The 18,191-nt window shown below is 66.0% G+C and carries 17 protein-coding genes; 6 read left to right on the top strand and 11 right to left on the bottom strand.

The genetic code is table 11. The features are described 5' to 3' along the window. Positions 1-22 precede the first annotated feature (22 nt). A complete protein-coding gene (locus ACFPQ5_RS16170; RefSeq protein ID WP_379757775.1) occupies positions 23-1,369 on the bottom strand; it encodes an efflux RND transporter periplasmic adaptor subunit in 1,347 nt (448 codons plus the stop codon). Positions 1,370-1,525: 156 nt separating this feature from the next. On the opposite strand from ACFPQ5_RS16170, the gene ACFPQ5_RS16165 reads away from it, so the two are divergent. The 5 genes from ACFPQ5_RS16165 (at position 1,526) to ACFPQ5_RS16145 (ending at position 7,150) form a co-directional block, all read left to right on the top strand. After that, positions 1,526-2,143 (top strand): TetR family transcriptional regulator, encoded by a 618-nt coding sequence (locus ACFPQ5_RS16165; protein ID WP_379757772.1) that lies wholly within the window; start codon positions 1,526-1,528, stop codon positions 2,141-2,143. Between the two features lie 239 nt (positions 2,144-2,382). Further along, entirely contained in the window at positions 2,383-3,531 is a 1,149-nt protein-coding gene (locus tag ACFPQ5_RS16160) for a sialidase family protein (RefSeq protein WP_379757769.1), read from the top strand. Continuing rightward, on the top strand, positions 3,531-4,295 hold the full coding sequence (locus ACFPQ5_RS16155) for a hypothetical protein (RefSeq protein ID WP_379757766.1): 765 nt from the start codon (positions 3,531-3,533) through the stop codon (positions 4,293-4,295). The genes ACFPQ5_RS16160 and ACFPQ5_RS16155 overlap by 1 nt, the downstream gene beginning before the upstream one ends. Continuing rightward, a complete protein-coding gene (locus ACFPQ5_RS16150) occupies positions 4,282-5,100 on the top strand; it encodes a hypothetical protein (protein ID WP_379757763.1) in 819 nt (272 codons plus the stop codon). The genes ACFPQ5_RS16155 and ACFPQ5_RS16150 overlap by 14 nt, the downstream gene beginning before the upstream one ends. 64 nt (positions 5,101-5,164) lie before the next feature. Then, the gene (locus tag ACFPQ5_RS16145; protein ID WP_379757760.1) at positions 5,165-7,150 is read left to right on the top strand and encodes an LTA synthase family protein; all 1,986 of its coding nucleotides are present in this window, start codon (positions 5,165-5,167) and stop codon (positions 7,148-7,150) included. Positions 7,151-7,201: 51 nt separating this feature from the next. On the opposite strand, the gene tal is transcribed toward ACFPQ5_RS16145, so the two are convergent. From tal to ACFPQ5_RS16115, 6 genes are all read right to left on the bottom strand, one after another. Beyond that, entirely contained in the window at positions 7,202-8,131 is a 930-nt protein-coding gene (tal, locus tag ACFPQ5_RS16140; protein ID WP_379757757.1) for a transaldolase, read from the bottom strand. A gap of 106 nt (positions 8,132-8,237) precedes the next feature. After that, the gene (locus ACFPQ5_RS16135; protein ID WP_379757754.1) at positions 8,238-8,735 is read right to left on the bottom strand and encodes a GAF domain-containing protein; all 498 of its coding nucleotides are present in this window, start codon (positions 8,733-8,735) and stop codon (positions 8,238-8,240) included. A gap of 84 nt (positions 8,736-8,819) precedes the next feature. After that, the gene (locus tag ACFPQ5_RS16130; RefSeq protein ID WP_379757751.1) at positions 8,820-9,140 is read right to left on the bottom strand and encodes a hypothetical protein; all 321 of its coding nucleotides are present in this window, start codon (positions 9,138-9,140) and stop codon (positions 8,820-8,822) included. 2 nt (positions 9,141-9,142) lie between these two features. Further along, positions 9,143-9,466, bottom strand: a complete 324-nt coding sequence (locus tag ACFPQ5_RS16125) for a low molecular weight protein tyrosine phosphatase family protein (RefSeq protein WP_379757748.1) — start codon at positions 9,464-9,466, stop codon at positions 9,143-9,145. Continuing rightward, a complete protein-coding gene (locus ACFPQ5_RS16120) occupies positions 9,463-9,846 on the bottom strand; it encodes an ASCH domain-containing protein (protein WP_379757745.1) in 384 nt (127 codons plus the stop codon). Before ACFPQ5_RS16120 ends, ACFPQ5_RS16125 begins: the two co-directional genes overlap by 4 nt. Then, entirely contained in the window at positions 9,843-12,026 is a 2,184-nt protein-coding gene (locus ACFPQ5_RS16115) for an ATP-binding protein (RefSeq protein ID WP_379757742.1), read from the bottom strand. Before ACFPQ5_RS16115 ends, ACFPQ5_RS16120 begins: the two co-directional genes overlap by 4 nt. A gap of 67 nt (positions 12,027-12,093) precedes the next feature. Between ACFPQ5_RS16115 and ACFPQ5_RS16110 the strand changes: the two genes are divergently transcribed. Further along, positions 12,094-12,840: an SDR family oxidoreductase gene (locus ACFPQ5_RS16110; RefSeq protein WP_379757739.1), complete on the top strand. Its 747-nt coding sequence runs from the start codon at positions 12,094-12,096 to the stop codon at positions 12,838-12,840. Positions 12,841-12,951: 111 nt separating this feature from the next. Here the strand turns inward: ACFPQ5_RS16110 and ACFPQ5_RS16105 are convergent, their stop codons facing one another. From ACFPQ5_RS16105 to pgi, 4 genes are all read right to left on the bottom strand, one after another. Beyond that, entirely contained in the window at positions 12,952-13,806 is an 855-nt protein-coding gene (locus ACFPQ5_RS16105; protein ID WP_379757736.1) for an SIS domain-containing protein, read from the bottom strand. A gap of 5 nt (positions 13,807-13,811) precedes the next feature. Then, positions 13,812-15,287: a glucose-6-phosphate dehydrogenase gene (gene zwf, locus ACFPQ5_RS16100; protein WP_379757733.1), complete on the bottom strand. Its 1,476-nt coding sequence runs from the start codon at positions 15,285-15,287 to the stop codon at positions 13,812-13,814. Between the two features lie 263 nt (positions 15,288-15,550). Continuing rightward, complete coding sequence (locus tag ACFPQ5_RS16095; protein ID WP_379757730.1) at positions 15,551-16,447, bottom strand: SMP-30/gluconolactonase/LRE family protein; 897 nt, start codon at positions 16,445-16,447, stop codon at positions 15,551-15,553. A gap of 8 nt (positions 16,448-16,455) precedes the next feature. Beyond that, positions 16,456-18,099: a glucose-6-phosphate isomerase gene (gene pgi / locus ACFPQ5_RS16090; protein WP_379757727.1), complete on the bottom strand. Its 1,644-nt coding sequence runs from the start codon at positions 18,097-18,099 to the stop codon at positions 16,456-16,458. Positions 18,100-18,191 lie beyond the last annotated feature (92 nt).

Here is an 18,191-nt window from a genome sequence, read left to right as displayed (position 1 = left end):
TCCTGTTCTGTGCCTGGAGCGCTTAGCGTGCGGTCGAGGCGGCGGCCGGTGCGGCGCCCGCGGTGGAGCCCGACGGGGCCGAAGCCGGCAGCTGGCGCGCGTTGTTGGCGGCGGCCTGGCCGGCATTGGCCGTGGCGTTCTGACCACCCGCTGGGGCAGCCGGTGCGGCGGCAGGAGCGGCGGCGGTAGCTTCCGCGCGCGGCTGCCATGGCACTGCCTTGACCGGGGTACCCGGCGGCAGCATCTGCAGCTTCTGGAAGCCGTCGACCATCACGCGTTCGCCTTCCTTCAGGCCTTCGGTGACGATCCAGTTCGAGCCCTGGCCCGACGCGATCTTGACGGTACGCGGGGTCGGCTTGTTGTCCGGGCCGACGACCATCAGGGTGTCGCCCTGGGCGCCGCCGCGGGTGACGGCCTGCTGCGGCACCACGATGCCGTTCGGGAGCTGCGACTGGGCCACGCGCACGCGCACGTACTGGCCCGGCAGCAGGGCGTTGTCCGCGTTCGGGACGGTCGCGCGCAGGGTCACCTGGCCGGTGCCCGGATCGACGGTCACGTCCGAGAACAGCAGCTTGCCGCGGGTCGGCAGTTCGGTGCCGTCGTCGAGCAGCACGGTGACCGGCATGTCCTTGGCCAGGCCGTTACCATTGCCGGCCTGCTTGCGCAGGCGCTGCAGTTCGGTGGCCGACTGGGTGATGTTCAGGTACATCGAGCTGGTTTGCTGGATCAGCGCCAGTTGGGTGCCTTCGGTTGCCGAGACGAGGGCGCCTTCGGTGACCAGGGCGCGGCCGATGCGGCCCGAGATCGGGGCGTTGACGCTGGCGTAGCCGGAATTGATCTGGGCGATGCGCACCTGGGCGCGCGAGGCGGCCACGGCGGCTTCGGCCTGCTTCTGGGCGGCGACGGCGTTGGTATACTCCTGCTTGCTGATGGCGTTGGCTTCGACCAGCGGCTTGTAGCGCTCGGCCTGGGCGGCGGCCTGGGTCAGCGTGGCCTGGGCGCGGCCGAGGTCGGCCTGGGCGGCGGCCAGCTGGGCCTGGTATGGTGCGGGGTCGATCTGGAACAGCGACTGCCCTTCCTTGACTTCGCTGCCTTCGGTGAACAGGCGCTTGAGCACGACGCCGTTGACGCGGGCGCGGACCTGGGCGGTGCGTACCGGCTCGGCGCGTGCCGGCAGTTCGGTTTGCAGCGCGACCGATTCGAACTTGGTGGTGACGACGCCGACTTCCGGCGCCGGCATCTGGCCGCCGGCGCCGGGGCCGGCCTGGGCGGCGTCTTTCTTGCCGCAAGCCGACAGCAGGGTCACGGCCATCAGCGTGCAGGCGGCGATCCGGGTGAGCGATAGAGTTGAGGAGTGGGCAGAGCGCATTACGTGCTTCCTTCTGGTTTTTTGGAAAAGACGCAAGCGCCCTCGGGTATCCTCTTGGGACCCGCGCACGCTTGCATCACTGGCTTTGTCGCATTTTTTTATATACTATCACGAGTGTATGTTTAACGTGCAGGACCACTCAAAAACGGAGAAGACATGGCCCGCAGGACAAAAGAAGAAGCGGCAGCCACGCGAGACAGCATTCTTGATGCTGCGGAGAAATTGTTTGTCGAACAAGGAGTTTCGCGTACGACCTTGCAGCATATCGCAACGGCTGCCGGTGTGACGCGCGGTGCGATCTACTGGCATTTCGACGACAAGGGCGCGCTGTTCAACGCCATGATGGAGCGGGTGACGCTGCCGTTCGAATGCGCCCTGAGCAGCCTGGGCAAGTCGGATGCGAGCACCGTGCTGGGCGATCTGCGCCAGTTCTTCGTCGAGATCTTTCGCGTTACTGAAACCAATCCGCAGGCGCGGCGCGTACTGGAAATTGCTTCGCTGAAAGTGGAATTCGTCAGCGAGATGGACGCCGTGCGCGTGCGCCGGCGCCAGAGCAAGGGCGACCTGATCGCCCAGGTGGTCGAACGCCTGGAGCTGGCCCAGTCCGGTGGACTGATCCGCCAGGACGTCGATCCGCGCCTGCTGGCGACCGGCATGTGGGCATTGATGGATGGCCTGATCCGCAACTGGATGTTCGAACCGGGCTCTTTCAGCCTGGTCGCGCTCGGCGACAACATGATCGGCACCGTGCTCGACGGCGTCCGCACCCGCTGATTCCGATATCAAGCGGTCTACACCCCGACGCATTTCTCGCGCCGGGCGTCGCCATATGCATACGCCATATGGTTTATCTCCAACAAGTTTGGCCCAAATCAATATCTTTCCTGTAGGATCACGCCTTTACTTGCGCGCCTCCGAAAGCGTTCGATCGGCGCGCCGATCCATTCATTGATTAGAGCCGTAGGCATTTGCCAAAAGGCAAGGCGTACACCGGCCTTTGTTATCCGGATTTCATGGAGACATCCCTGACAGCCCTGCGCAGCCGGCCACGCACGCTCATCGTGTGCGCCCTGATCGTGCTGGCCGCGTTCACCGCCGAGGCGCGACGCTGGACCGGCAGCAACCCGCCTCCGAGCCAGGCCAGGAGCAGCCTGCCGACCCGGGCCGTGCTGACCGAAACGGTGAAGTCGCTGATCCCGATGCCCCCTAACACGCCGTCCGCGCACGCCAGCACCCTGGCGTCGGTGCCGGGCGGCATGCTCGCATTCTGGTGGGCCGGCAGCCGCGAAAGCGGTCCCGACGTGAAGGTCTACGCTTCGCGCTGGACCAACGGCAAATGGACCGCCCCCTGGGAAGTCGCCAGCCGCGAGAGCCTGGCCAAGGCGCTCGGCTTCGGCGTGCGCCGCATCGGCAACCCGGTCGCCTGGACCGCGCCCGACGGCCGCGTGCATTTATATGTGGTGGCGACCGGCCTGGGCGGCTGGGCCGCCTCGCGCATCGTCCACCTGATTTCCAGCGACGCCGGCGCCAGTTTCGAGACACGCCGCATGCTGCCGCTCTCGCCCCTGTTCAATACCAGCGTACTGGTACGCACGTCGCCCGTCGCCCTGGCCGACGGCGGCTGGTGGCTGCCGCTGTATTTCGAGATCGGCATCAAATACCCGATGCTGATGGCCTTCGACCACAAGGGCGAGCCGACCCGCGTCGGCCGCATCGGCGAGCGCATGTCGACGCTGCAGCCGGCCATCGTGCGCGTTTCGCCCACCGAGGTGCGCGCCTGGATGCGCGACGCCAGCGGCGAACAGCGCGTGCAGCAGGCCGTCAGCCGCGACGACGGCGCCAGCTGGGAAGACCTGCCCGCGCTCGACCTGTCGAGCCATAACACCTCACTGGCCGTGATCCGCCTCACCAGCGGCGAGCTGCTGATGCTGCACAACCACGTCGGCACCGACGACTCCTCGCGCAGCACCCTGCGCCTGTCGATCTCGAAGGACGGCCAGGTCTGGCGCACGATCGGCGACATCGCCGACGGCAAGAACGGCGACGAATTCTCCTATCCGACCATGCAACAGGTCGGCCAGGAATTGCATATCACCTACACCCACCAGCGGCAGGCGATTGCGCACCACACCTATCACATCGCCACCGGGGAGAGTATCTGATGAGCTTGCCTGAACTGGGATTCCAGATCGTGTATGGCCGCCTGGCCTGGGGCATCGTGCTGCTGGCCTTGTTGGTCTCGCTGATTCCCGCCGGCTGGCGCCCCGGCCGCCGCGTGCTCGGCGCCATGGCCGCCGTCGTCGCCCTGCTGATGGCCCTGCCGGGGTCGCTGTCGCCGGCCCACGGACTCGGCCTGGCCTTCCAGTATCCGAGCGGCCTGCTGGTGGGCTGCTGCCTGCTGGGATTGCATGCGCACTGGCGCAAGGAGCCGGTGCCGGCGCCGTTGCCCGTCCTGATGCCGGTTTCGCTGGCCGCGCCGCTGGCGATCGCCGGCGCCGCCCTGTATCTCGACGCCATGGGCCTGCTGGCCCAGGGTTATTATTACGCCGCCTTCGGCCCGGTCGGCGCGCCGCTGCTGGCGCTGCTGGGCGTGGTGGCCTGCACGCTGGCGATCGCGCGCGGGCAGGGCAGGGGACGTGCGCGTGGCCAGCTCATCGTGCTGCTCGGCGCGCTGCTGCTGTACACGCTGCTGCGCCTGCCGACCGGCAACCTGTGGGACGCCATCCTCGACCCGCTGCTGTGGGGCTGGGCCGTGGTGGCGCTGGTACGGCATGGCATACACCGCCGGGTGCGCGTGCAGCGCCGCGGCGAGGCCGATCCGGGCCTGGCGCCGGAACTGCAGCCGACCGATCTGCAGCCGCTGTTCGCGGCGGGCGGCATCGAACATCTATCATCAAGCAAGGAGCAAGTGAGTGGCAAACAGTAATTGGTACAGGCACCCCGTGATCGTCACGGCGATCGCGATCAACGTCTTCCTGCTGGGACTGGCCATGGCCTGGTCCGGCGACAGCGCGCAATTGTCGCGCCTGCTGGTCGAAGACGGCATCGTCGAATGGATGCAGTTCCTGTGCTTTGCAAGCATCGCCGGCATGCTCGGTTTCGTGTTCATGGAACGCCTCAAGCAGCCGCAGCGCTCGACCCTGGAACTGCTGGCGCTGGCCGGCCTGACGGTCCTGGTCGCGCTCGCGGCGCTGGAAGAAATCAGCTGGTTCCAGCGCATCCTGAAGGTGGCGTCGCCGGACTTTTTCGTCCAGAACAACCGCCAGGCCGAGACCAACCTGCATAACATCGCCATCGGCAGCAGCGGCAGCATCCACAAGACGATCCTGCTCAAGCTGATCCTGATCGTCGGCCTGACCCACAACCTGGTGCTGCCTTTCCTGGCGCGCACCCGTCCCGGCATCGCGCGCTGGATCGAGAAGCTGGGCGGCTACCTGCCGCCGCTGGGCGCATCGGTGATCTACGTGGTCCTGGTCGCGCTGTCGCACGCGCTGGTCGACCATCCGCGCAAGGGCGAGCTGGGCGAAGTCTTCGGCGCCGTGCACTACATGGCTACTGTGTTCTACGCCTATTTCGTCGGCTTCGGCTACGGCAAGCCGGCCTTGTTCGAAGCGCCGCTCGAGAAGCGCCGCGTGGCGACCCTGTTCGCCATGCTGATGGCCTTCCTGCTGCTGGTCTCCTGGCTGCTGAGCGCCGGCGCCGGCGCCGTCCAGATGCTCGGCGCCGAGTGATCTTTTAATCGACCCACTGCCCGGGCTGTCGGCGCCCGGGCGCAACCCTCTCTCCTCGCTTTCCATGCAACGCATTACACGACTTCTCGATGGCTGGGCGGTGCGCCTGGCACGTCTCACGCGCTGGGCTGGACCCTACGCCGGCCTGGTCCAGATGGTTTTGCTCGGCGCGGCGCTGCTCACGCTGTCGCGCGCGCTGCTGGTGGCCTGGCAGTGGGAGCGGGTGAGCGCGGCCGACATGCTCGGCACCATCATGCTGCAAGGCGTGCGCGCCGACCTGATCGTGCTCGGCTACTTCCTGGTGCTGCCGCTGCTGCTGGCGCCGGTGCTGGCGCAGCGCTTCGCCCTTGCATGGTGGCGGCCGCTGGTCGCGGGCTGGTCTACCCTTGCGCTGGTCTTCGTCGTGTTCATGGAAACGGCCTCGCCGCCTTTCATCGCCCAGTTCGACGTGCGCCCGAACCGCCTGTTCATCGAATACCTGGCCAATCCGAAGGAAGTCATGTCCATGCTGTGGGAGGGCTTCCGCGCGGCCGTGCTGCTCGGCCTGGCCTGCACGCTGCTGCTGGGCGCGGCCCTGTACCGGGTGCTGCGCCGCGCCTCGATGGACGCCGTCACCTGGCCGCGCCGCACCGTGCTGCTGGCCTGGCCGCTGCTGGTGGTGCTGGTGTTCTTCCAGGTGCGCTCGACGACGGCGCACCGTCCCGCCAATCCCGCCCTGTTCGCGCTGACCAAGGATGCGCTGGTCAATTCGCTGATCATCAATTCGCCCTGGTCGGTGCTGGACGCCGTCAATTCGCTGGGCAAGGAAGCGCGTTCGTCCGAGATCTACGGCGACATGCCGCGCGAGCGCGTGCTGGCCGAGGTCAAGGCCCAGCCCTGGCTGAGCGCTTACCAGTATCCGCAGGCGGAGCTGCCGACCCTGCACCGCCAGGAAGCGGCCGTGCAGCGCACCCGGCCCCTGAACCTGGTGATCGTGCTCGAGGAAAGCCTGGGCGCGACCTTCGTGAAGTCGCTGGGCGGCCTGCCGGTCACGCCGGAACTGGAAAAGCTCAAGGGCGAAGGCTGGTGGTTCGAGCAGCTGTACGCCACCGGCACGCGTTCGGTGCGCGGCATCGAGGCCGTGGTGGCGGGCTTCCCACCGACGCCGGCGCGCAGCGTGGTCAAGCTCTCGCTGTCGCAGCAGAATTTTTATACGCTGGCCGCGGGCCTGAAGGAGCAAGGCTTCAACACCGAATTCGTGTATGGCGGAGAAGCGCACTTCGACAACATGCGCAGCTTCTTCACCGGGAACGGCTTCCAGAACATCGTCGACCGCTCGCAGATGAAGCCGAAATTCGAAGGCAGCTGGGGCGCGTCCGACGAAGACCTGTTCGACAAGTCGCTCGAGCGTCTGAAAACCCTGCATGCGCAGGACAAGCCTTTCTTCAGCCTGATCTTCAGCTCCTCGAACCACGAGCCCTTCGAATTCCCGGACGGCCGGATCGACCTGCACGACACGGCCAAGCAGACCGTGAACAATGCGGTCAAGTATGCCGATTTCGCGCTGGGTAAATTCATCGCCGCGGCCAAGAAGGAAGCCTACTGGAAGGACACGGTATTTCTGATCATCGCCGACCACGACACCCGGGTCTACGGCAACAGCCTGGTGCCGATCAAGAAATTCCACATCCCGGGCCTGATCCTCGGCGCCGACATCGAACCGAAGCGCATCCGCACGGTCGCCAGCCAGATCGACATCGGTCCGACCCTGCTGTCGCTGATGGGCGTGTCGAGCGAGCACCCGATGATCGGACGCGACCTCGCGCGCGACAGCGAGGCCCCAGGCCGCGCGCTGATCCAGTTCCAGAACAACTTCGCCTACCTGGAAGACGGCACGGCGACCATCCTGACGCCGGACCACGCGCCGCTGCTGGGACGCTACGATCCGGCCAGCGGGCAGCTGGCGATCGGCGCCGACAAGCCGCTCGAGGCGCAGGTGAACAAGGCGCTGGCGCATGTGATGCTGCCGTCGCTGCTGTATCGGCAGCAGCAGTACAAGCTGCCTCGATAATGAAAAACGCCGGCTTGAAGCCGGCGTTTCTTTTTCTGAAGAGGGCGCGGATCAGCGCATCTCTTCGATCATCTTCTTGAGCTTCTTCGAGTCCGCCACGAAAGCGCGGATGCCCTCGGCCAGCTTCTCGGTGCCCATCGCATCTTCGTTGAGCATGAAGCGGAAGTTCTTCTCGTCGACTTCGATCTTCTCGATGGCGGCATCAACGTCCTGGGTCAGCTTGCGCTCGACCGGTGCGTCGCTGTCGGCCAGCTTTTGCAGCAGGTCCGGCGAAATGGTCAGCAGGTCGCAACCGGCCAGCTCCAGGATCTGCGAGGTGTTACGGAAGCTCGCGCCCATGACTTCGGTCTTGTAGCCAAATTTACGGTAGTACTGGTAGATGCGCTTGACCGACTGCACGCCCGGATCGTCGGCGCCCTGATAGTCGGTGCCGCTCGACTTCTTGTACCAGTCGTAGATGCGGCCGACGAAGGGCGAGATCAGTTTGACGCCCGCTTCGGCGCAGGCCACGGCCTGGCACAGCGAGAACAGCAGGGTCAGGTTGCAGTGGATGCCATCCTTTTCCAGGATCTCGGCGGCGCGGATGCCCTCCCAGGTCGAGGCGATCTTGATCAGGACGCGCTCGCGCGACACGCCGGCCGCTTCGTACAGCGCGATCAGCTCGCGGCCCTTGGCGACGGTGGCTTCGGTGTCGAAGGACAGCGCCGCATCGATCTCGGTCGAGACGCGGCCCGGCACGAATTTCAGGATCTCGACGCCGAAGGCGATCAAGAGGCGATCGACGATCTCCTCGGTCGAACCGCCATTCGATTCGGCCACGGCCTTCTGCAGCAGGGGCAGGTATTCCGGTTTCTGCACGGCCTTCAGGATCAGCGACGGATTGGTCGTCGCATCCTGCGGCGCGTAGGCTTTAATCGATTGAAAGTCGCCAGTATCGGCCACGACCGTGGTGTATTGCTTCAGTTGTTCGAGCTGGTTCATATAATTTGCCTAATCATCAATAAATGCAAATAATGTTTGCATCGCGTTAATCGTAGGGTGGAGTCCTGACTCCACGCGTTACGGCGGTCGATCCGCCACTACCTGTTCAGCAGTCGGTCGCTTCGATAAACGCGGCCACCATCGCCTCCAGTCCCACCCGATCCTCTTCCGAGAACCGGTCCAGCTTCGGGCTATCAATATCGAACACACCAACCAGCTTGCCATCCTTAATCACCGGCAGCACGATCTCCGAATTCGACGCCGAATCGCAGGCGATATGCCCCGGAAACGCATGCACGTCCGGCACGACGATGGTCTTGCGCTCGACCGCCGTGGTACCGCACACGCCGCGCCCGAAGGGAATCCGCGCGCAGGCAGGTTTACCCTGGAAGGGCCCAACCAGCAGGTCCTGGCCTTCGCCTTTTTTCGACGGCACGGTGAGATAGAAGCCGGCCCAGTTCAGGTCGGCGAGGGTGTCGTACACGAGCGCGGAAAACTGGGACGCATTGGCGGTTAGGTCGCGTTCGCCCTCGAGGACGCTGGCGACCTGGCGCACCAGCAGGTCGTAATCGGGACGGGTGCTGCGTTCTGGATTGATGTGCATGGCGCTGGGATGAGGCTGGACGAAAAGCGCTATTTTACAGCCAGCACGACGAATGTTGCGCGGCACGACTGTTTAACGGATCCTTTACTGATGCGTCCAGCCGGTCGCGGCGCCGTTCATAGCTACGACGACAAACCCTTGGAATTCCCGATCCGCGACCTTGATTTCACCTTGTCCGACGTGTTCGGCAATGAATGTGATGGCCTGATTTTTTGGCAACATTGCGCCGCATTTCCGATTGACCCACACCAGCACCGTCGTTGCGGCGATATACGTGTCGAGCAGATGTCCGAGCGCCTCTGTGCGCAGGGTGCCGTCGCGTTCAAGCACGTTCACCCAGCTGCGCGCATGCGCATCGACCGCTGGAAAGGAGGCCATCAGGGAGTGGATCGTGCGTGGGTTCATCGTTACCTCAAGAAGCGTCCGGCCTTCGTTTCCAGCAAACGGACGAGTTCCGGCTGCATGTAGGCATACTCGTCAGGAATGTCAAGGCAGACGACGCGCTTGCCGTTCAGGTGGCGCCGAAAGCCGGACGAGAGCCTGGTCTTGTGCTTCTTCTCCATCACGAACACGATCTCCGCCCAGGCCAGCTGTTCCGGCGAGAGCGGCACATCGGCATCCGCACCGAGTCCCGCGGAATCGGTCTCGACGCCCGGCCAGCTGGCGAAAACCTGTTCCGCGGTCGGGCTGCGCAGGCGGTTATGGGTGCACAGGAAGAGGGCGCGGGTCATTCGTTCGTTTCCACCAATTCGAAATGCAGCGCCACGAATTCGAAGTCGTCATGCAGGTCCAGGTGCGGCAGGCAGCGTACATGCACGTCCCTGAATTCTCGCGCGCTACTAAATGTCTCGCCGCGCCAGACGGCTTCCGGAATGTCGCCGAAGCGAATGATCTCGACCCTGGTCGCACGGATCGTGCAGCGCCGCCGGCCCTTCAGGTCGTAGACGTCGATGATGTCGCCCGCTGCGTAGCCGCCGTCGCCGAGTTCTCCGTAGCCCTTGTAGTAATCCTCGACCGTGTCGGCGGTGACGGTCTTGTGGCCGGCGATGACTTCGCGCACCAGGCTGTCGTCGTTCTCGTCGGCGCCGTAGAAGCTCAGCTTTTTTCTCATGATGCGGCTTCCACCGTCCCGGATATGGCCCGCTCCAGCGCGTCGAGCGAGGCCGGTTTGGTGAGGTGCGCATCGAACCCGGCATCGCGCGCGCGCTGGATGTCCGATTGCTGGCCGTAGCCGGTCAGCGCCACCAGCCGCGGCGCCAGGCCGGTGGCGCGGATCGCGGCGGCCAGCGTGTAGCCGTCCATGTCGGGCAGGCCGATGTCGAGCACCGCGACGTCGGGCTCCATGCGCGCGCAGGCCGCCAGCGCGGCCGCGCCGCTATGCGCGACGTCGACCTCGTGGCCGAACTGTTCGAGGATGCGCGCGGTCGTCGCTGCGGCGTCGACGTTGTCGTCGACCAGCAGCACGCGCCGCGCGGTGGAAGGCTGGACCGTGGCAGCAAGCGGCAGCGGCGCCTGCGCCTGCGCCAGCGGCAGTTCGACCAGGAAGCGGCTGCCCGTGCCGGGGCCGTCGCTGTGGGCCGACACGCGTCCGCCATGCAGCTCGACGATCTTGCGTACGATGGCCAGGCCGAGACCGAGGCCGCCGGTGACGCGCGCCACCTGTTGCGGCGCCTGATAGAAGGGTTCGAACACGCGCGCCAGCAGTTCCGGCGCCATGCCGATGCCGCGGTCGCGCACTTCCAGCTGCGCCCAAGCGTCCGCCGCGCGCAGCGTCACCTCGGTGGCGCCGTCGCCGAAACGCTCGGCATTCGAGAGCAGGTTGTTCAGCACCTGCACCAGCCGGCTTTCGTCGCCTTCGACCCACAGCGCGCCCGGCGCCGTCAATGCGACCGGCTGGCCGGGACGGCTGGTGACGGCATGGCGCACGACCTCGGCCAGGTTCAGGGGGCGCAGTTCGAGCTGCATCTTGCCCGAGGTGATGCGCGACACGTCGAGCAGGTCGTCGACCAGGCGCTTCAAATGATTCACCTGGCGCCGCATGATGGTCCGCTCGCGCACGCTGGCGCCGTCGGCGCGCAGGTCCATCAGGTCGAGCGAAGCGACGATGGGGCTGAGGGGATTGCGCAGCTCGTGGCCGAGCACGGCCAGGAATTCGTCTTTTACGCGGCTGGCGTCGCGGCTGGCGGCCAGCGCCTCTTCGAGCGAGGCGAGCAGGCGCGAACGCTCGTCCTCGTGCGCGGCGTGCTGGCGCGCCGCCGCGTCGAGCGCCTGGCCCATCAGCGCGACTTCGCGGATGCGCGAGCCCGGCACCCCGACCGGCTTGCCTGCGCCGAGGGCGGCGGCGCCGCGTTCCAGGTTGGCGAAGCTGCGTGCGATGCGCGAGGCCAGCAGCGAAGCGATGCCGATGCAGGCCAGCAGCGAAGCGGCCAGTCCCCAGCCGTACAGGGTGATACCCTTGAGCGAGGCGGCGCCGATGGCCGCTTTCGGCACGCTGACCGCCACCGTCCAGCCATGGCGCGATACGCGCGTGAAGGCGCTGCTCATGCGCTGACCCTCGAGATTGACGGTGTCGCCGGCGCCCTCGGGCCCCTTCTCGCGCATGAGCTGCGCCAGCCTGGGGCCGGGCGCCGTGGTGACGCGGGTGTCCTGGTCTTTCGAGCGCGCCACGATGGCGCCGAAGGCGTCGATGACGGAGATGATCGAACCGGCGGGCGCCTGCTGGCGCTTGACGACGGCCAGGATGCGGTCGGGCTTGATGACGGCGGTCAGCGCATACAGGCGCCCGGCCTCGTCGCGGATCGGCACGCGCACCGGAAAGGCGACCCGGCCGCGCTGCCCGCGCGCCACACGGCCGACCAGCGGCCGCTGCACCGCCAGCAGCTGGCGCAGGCTCTCCGGATCGGTGATGCGGCCCTTCGGCGCGCCGAAGGGATCGGTCGTGCGAAACAGGATGTTGCCGGCGGCGTCGGTGAGGATGATGGCCAGCCATTCCGGCTGGGCCTTGACCTGGTCGCGCGCGATGTCGTAGAAGGCCGCCACGTCGCCGGCGCCGATGGCCGGGGCGCGCGCCAGGCTGGCGAGCGTGGCGATCGAGCCGTCGAGTTCCGCGTCGACCGCGCTCGACAGCGCGCGCGCGACATCGAGCATGGCCCGATCCTGTTCGCGCTGCTGGTACTGGCTGCTCGTGTGCACCGACCACAGCCCCAATAAGGCCAGCGGCAGCAGGCCGATCCCGCTGAGCAGGATGAGCAGTCGACGCAGCGAGAGGGTGAAGCCGGGAGACGACCGCATGGGATGACTTTTTGGTAAAAAAGCATTATATGTTGAAACCTGGCTCTCCTGAGATCGAAAGGCGGCAATGACGAAAACCATCCTCATCACCGGCGGCGGACGCGGCATCGGCGCCGCCTGCGCGCGCCTGGCGGCGCAGCAGGGCTACCAGGTGTGCATCAACTACCGCAGCGACGATGCCGCGGCCTCCGGCATCGTGGATGCCATCGAAGCCGCGGGCGGCGCGGCATTGGCGATCCGCGCCGACGTGGCGCAGGAGCGCGAGGTCGAGCGCATGTTCGCGCAAGTGGATGCGCGCTTCGGCCGGCTCGATGCCCTGGTCAACAACGCCGGCGTGCTGGCGCGGCAAATGCGCGTGGAGCAGATGGACGCGGCGCGCATCGAACGCATCCTGGCGACCAATGTGCTCGGCCCCATCCTGTGTGCGCGCGAAGCGGTGCGGCGGATGTCGACGCGGCACGGTGGTCAGGGCGGTGCGATCGTCAACGTCTCCTCGCGTGCAGCCGTCCTTGGCTCGGCGGGTGAGTACGTCGATTACGCGGCCTCGAAGGCGGCGCTCGACGTCTTGACGATCGGGTTATCGAAGGAGGTGGCGGGCGAGGGCATCCGCGTGAACGGTGTGCGTCCTGGCCTGATCCATACGGAGATGCATGCCGATGGTGGCGAGCCGGGGCGGGTTGAACGCTTGCAGTCCTCGGTGCCGCTGGGCCGCGGCGGCGAGCCGGAAGAGGTGGCACAGGCTGTTTTGTGGCTGCTGTCGGATGCGGCGTCGTACACGACCGGCAGCTTCATCGACGTATCGGGCGGACGGTAGGTAGGGTGGGCGCCCCGTGCCCACCATTCGGTAAGCCAACACGGACCCACGTTCCTGCGTGGGCACGGGGCGCCCACCCTACGAAGCTACGAGGCGATGCCCCCGGCAGTGTTATCCGATAAACGAATCGAACTGCATATCGAACTCCTGCAGCGCCTTCTGCGCATTCTGCATCTTCTTGCGGAACTCCGGACCGCGCTGCAGCGCGAGACCCACCGCCAGCACGTCGATCACGACCAGGTAAGCAAGGCGCGCCGAGATGGGCGTGTAGGGGTCGATATTGAAAACCAGGTCGATCGGAATCAGCACGCTCGCCATGTCGGCCAGCGGCGTGCCCGATGGCGCCAGCACGATCACGTCGGCGCCGCCGCGCCGCGCCAGTTTCGCGGAGCGCACCAGCTGCGGGTTGTTCCCGCGCTGCGAGATCGCCACTACCGCATCGCCTTCGCGCAGCAGGGCCGCGGCGATCGAGTGGATCGCCGGGTCGGCATAGGCGACGGTCGGCACGCCCGAGCGGAAGAACTTGTGCTGGGCGTCGGCGGCGACGATGCCGGAGGTGCCCTGGCCGTAGAACTCGATCTTGTTGGCGCGCGAGAGGATGTCGAGGGCCTTCTGTACCGACTCCGCATTCAGGTTGTTGCGCAGGTCGAGCAGGGTGTTGATCGAGCGGCTGCAGATTTTATTCACCAGGTCGGCCGCGAGGTCGTCCTGGGCCGGCTGCTCGTTGGTGCTCGGCAGGGCCAGGGCCAGGCCCTGCGCTAGTTTCAGCTTGAATTCGTGCCAGCCGTCGTAGCCGAGCGTGCGGCAGAAGCGCACGACCGTCGGCTCGGACACGCCCGCGTTCTTGGCCAGCGCCGTGATGTTCTGGCTGACCGTGGCGCTGGGCGCCTCCAGCACGGCCAGCGCCACCTTGCGCTCGGATTTCGACAGCGAATCGAGCTGGGTGCGGATCGAGTCGAGCAGCATCCCGCTTAGTCCTCAGGAAGGGCTTCTTCGCGCCACTGCAGGCCGTCGCGGCCGATCAGGGCGGACGAGGCGGCCGGGCCCCAGGTGCCGGAGGCGTAGGGCACGGGCGCGGTGTCGTCCTGCTCCCAGTGGTCGAGGATCGGTTCGACCCATTCCCAGGCCGCTTCCAGTTCGTCGCCGCGCATGAACAGGGTCAGCTGGCCGCGCAGCACGTCGAGCAGCAAGCGCTCGTAGGCTTCCATGCGCGGCGCCTTGAACTGCTCGCGGAAATCGAGTTCGAGTTCGGCCTGCTTCAGGCGCATGCTGTCGCCCGGCGTTTTCGCCATCAGGTTCAGCGACAGGCCCTCATCCGGCTGCAGGCGGATCACCAGGCTGTTGGGCTGGAAGCTCGACGTCGGCTGGTTGAAGATCGAATGCGGGATCTGCTTGAAGCGCACCACGATCTCGGCCAGACGATCCGCCATGCGTTTGCCGGTGCGGAGGTAAAAGGGCACGCCGGCCCAGCGCCAGGTGTCGATTTCGGCCTTCATGGCGACGAAAGTTTCGGTCTTCGACTGCTTCGGCGCTTCCGGTTCGTCGCGGTAGCTCGGCACGGCCTGGCCGTCCACGAAGCCGCCGCGGTACTGGCCGCGCACGATGTTCTGCGACAGGGTGGTCGGGGTAAAACGCTTCAGCGAGCGCAGCACCTGCAGCTTGGCGTCGCGTACGGCGTCCGGCGCGATCGAGGTCGGCGGCTCCATCGCGACGATGCACAGCAGCTGCAGCAGGTGGTTCTGCAGCATGTCGCGCAGCGCGCCCGAGGTGTCGTAGTAGCCGAGGCGGTTGCCCACGCCGATCTTCTCGGCGATGGTGATCTGCACGTCGGAGATCCATTCGCGCCGCCACAGCGGCTCGAACAGCACGTTCCCGAAGCGCAGCGCGAGCAGGTTCTGCACGGTTTCCTTGCCGAGGTAGTGGTCGATCCGGTAGATCTGCGATTCGGCGAACACCTTGCCGACGTCGGCGTTGATCTGCTTGGCCGAGGCGAGGTCGCGTCCCAGCGGCTTTTCCAGCACCACGCGCGAGGCGGGCGTGGCCAGGCCGGTGGCGGCCAGGTTGTCGCAGATGCGCGCGAACAGGTTCGGCGGCGTAGCCAGGTAGTACACGCGCGTGATCGCTTCTTCCTTGCGCAGCACCTCGACCAGCGGGCCGAAGGTGGACACGTCGGTGGCGTTCAGGGCGACATAGGTGATGCGCTTGAGGAAGTTGCGCCACTTGGTCTCGTCGACGCTGTCCTGGTCCTTGATGTGCTGCTTCGAGTGGGTGTCAACGAAGGCCAGGAACTCGTCCTGCGGCATCGCGTCACGGCCGACGCAGATGATGCGGGCGGTCGGCGGCAGGTCGCTGCAGACGTCACGCGCATACATCGCAGGCAGGAGCTTGCGCATCGCAAGGTCGCCGCTGCCGCCAAAGAGAACGAGGTCGAAATCGGATAGGGCCATGGTGGTGTTCGGTCGCAAAGGGAAAGGGAGCTGTTCATGTAAATTTACTACATGAATATGCACTTGGCAAGAAACTCTACTACGTGGGTGGGAGATTCATGGTGCCACATGCGGGCTGGATGGGGCGTTCGGGTTGGGGTGGACGGCATGGTGGGCACGGGGCGCCGCCCCTACGAATCGGTTGAGGCCGTGGTGGCACGGGGCGCCCACCCTACGAATCCGGTATGGCCGTAGGGTGGGCGCCCCGTGCCCACCACGCGCGATCAACGCTTGTACTCTGGCTGCACCTGGCCCGCCACATCCACGCGCACGCACAGCACCTTGCCCGTCAGCGGATACCGCTCCAGCTCTTCCGCCGAGCGCCCGTGGCTGGCACTGGTGATATACAGCGTATGCAGATCCGCCCCGCCGAAGGCCAGCGCCGTCGGGCAGCGCAGCGGCAGGAGGACCTCGCGCAGCAGTTCGCCCTCGGGCGACAGCTTGAGCAAACGCCCGCCCTCGAACATCGCGACCCAGTAATTACCCTCGGCGTCCACCGCCGCGCCGTCGGGACGCCCGCCGTAGTCGGCCGCATTCTTATCGGTCGAGAAGACCACCAGATTGCGCCCGTTCGTATGCGTGCCCGTGGCGTGATCGAAGTCGTAGCGGTCGATGCGGTGGCTGGTGGTATCCGCATGGAACATGGTGCGCCCATCCGGCGTCCAGGCCAGGCCGTTCGAATTGGTCATGTTGCCCGACCAGGCCAGGCGCAGCTGGTCGCGTTCGAGCACGTACATTTCGGCAGCCGGCTTGTCGCGCGGCTCGTACATGGTGCCGACCCAGAAGCGGCCGGCCGGATCCACGCGGCCGTCGTTGAAACGCACGATGCTGGTGTCATACGGAGCGGGGCAGATGTCGGTCATCTCGCCGCTGGTCGTGTTCAGGCGCACGAAGCCCTGGCGCGTGGCGACCACCAGGTTGTTGTCGCCGTCGACGGCAATGGCCGAGGGCTCCGAGCCCATCTTCCAGCTCGAGAACTTGCCGCTGGCCGGGTGCACGCGATTGACCGTGCGGCCGTTGATGTCGACCCAGTACAGGGCCGACTCCACATCGTGCCAGAGCGGGCATTCGCCCACCAGCATGGGTTCGTTGTGGAGAACGTCGAATTTCAAAGTTTTCATGGATTCGCTCATACCGCGGCCTTCGCTCTGGCGATCAGGCCATTGGTGGAACTGTCGTGTGCTTGCGGACGCGGCTCGCCTTTCAGCTCCGCCTCGACCTGCTTGGCCAGCACCTTGCCCAGCTCGACGCCCCACTGGTCGAAGCTGTTCAGGTCCCAGATCACGCCCTGCACGAAGGTTTTATGCTCATACAGCGCGATCAGCGCGCCCAGCGTGGCGGGCGTCAGGTATTCCATCAGGATCGTATTGCTCGGGCGGTTGCCGGGGAAGGTCTTGTGCGGCGCCAGGCGCTCGATCTCGTCATGCGAGAGGCCGTCCTGCTGCAGGTCGGCGCGCACTTCGTCGATGGTCTTGCCCTTCATGAAGGCTTCCGACTGGGCGAAGCAATTGGCCAGCAGGGCCGTGTGGTGGTTCTGCAGCTCATGCGCCGGCCGCAGGGCGGCAATGAAATCGATCGGCGTCAGGTCGGTGCCCTGGTGCAGCAGCTGGAAGTAGGCGTGCTGGCCATTGGTGCCCGGCTCGCCCCAGATCGCAGGGCAGGTCGGCGTGTCGACGGGTGCGCCGTCGCGCGTGACGCGCTTGCCGTTGCTCTCCATGTCGAGCTGCTGCAGGTAGGCCGGGAAGCGGGTCAGGTCCTGATGGTAGGGCGCGATCGTGACCGAGCTGCAGCCGAGGAACTGGCGGTTCCAGAAGCCGACCAGGGCCAGCAGCATCGGCATGTTCTGTTCGATGGGCGCCGTGCGGAAGTGCTGGTCCATCGCATGGGCGCCGGCCAGGAAGTCCGAGAAGTAGCCGAAGCCGACGGCGAGCGCCACCGGCAGGCCGATCGCCGACCACACCGAATAACGGCCGCCGACCCAGTCCCAGAAGGGGAACATGTTGGCCGGGTCGATGCCGAATTTTTTAATCGCTTCGACGTTGGTCGAGACCGCGACGAAGTGCTTGGCCAGCGCTTCCTCTTGCGCGTGGGCCAGGAACCACATGCGCGCCGTGTTCGCGTTCATCATGGTCTCGGCCGTCGTGAAGGTCTTCGAGGCGATGATGAAGAGCGTGGTTTCCGGGTTCAGGCGTTCGAGCGCGGCGTCCATGTCGTGGCCGTCGACGTTCGAGACGAAGTGCATGGTCAGGCTTGGGTGGCTGTACTGGCGCAGCGCCAGGCAGACCATCTTCGGGCCGAGGTCGGAGCCGCCGATGCCGATGTTGACGATGTCGGTAATGGGTTTGCCGGTATGGCCGAGCCAGTCGCCGCTGCGCACGGCGTCGGTAAAGGTTTTTACGCGCGCCAGGACGGCGTGCACGTCGGCCGGCACGTCCTGGCCGTCGACGCTCAGCTTGGCGTCGCGCGGGGCGCGCAGGGCGGTATGCAGGACGGCGCGGTTTTCGGTGTTGTTGATCTTTTCGCCGGCGAACATCGCGTCGCGCCGGGCCTCCACGCCGCGCTCGCGCGCAACCGCGGCCAGCAGTTCAAACGTGCGCCCGTCAAGCCGGTTTTTTGAATAGTCTAGGAACAGGCCGGCGGCCTCGATCGACATGCGCTCGAAGCGCTGCGGATCAGCTGCGAACAGCTGCCGCATCTCCCAGTTTTCGGCCTCGGCGGCATGGGTGGCGAGGGCCTGGAAACTGGTCGTGCTGGTCAGTGGAGTGGCGGTCATGTTGGGGTGCGATGTTGTTTTGGACAGATTATCGAATGATACAGGAATGGGGCGTAAATTCACTACATGACCGATCTGTGCGCGCTGTTTGA

Origin of the sequence: Massilia suwonensis, assembly GCF_042655665.1 — a bacterium.
GTDB lineage: Bacteria > Pseudomonadota > Gammaproteobacteria > Burkholderiales > Burkholderiaceae_D > Telluria > Telluria suwonensis.
The sequence above is the reverse complement of the archived record's forward strand: the minus strand, read 5'-3'. Positions and strand labels throughout refer to the sequence as shown.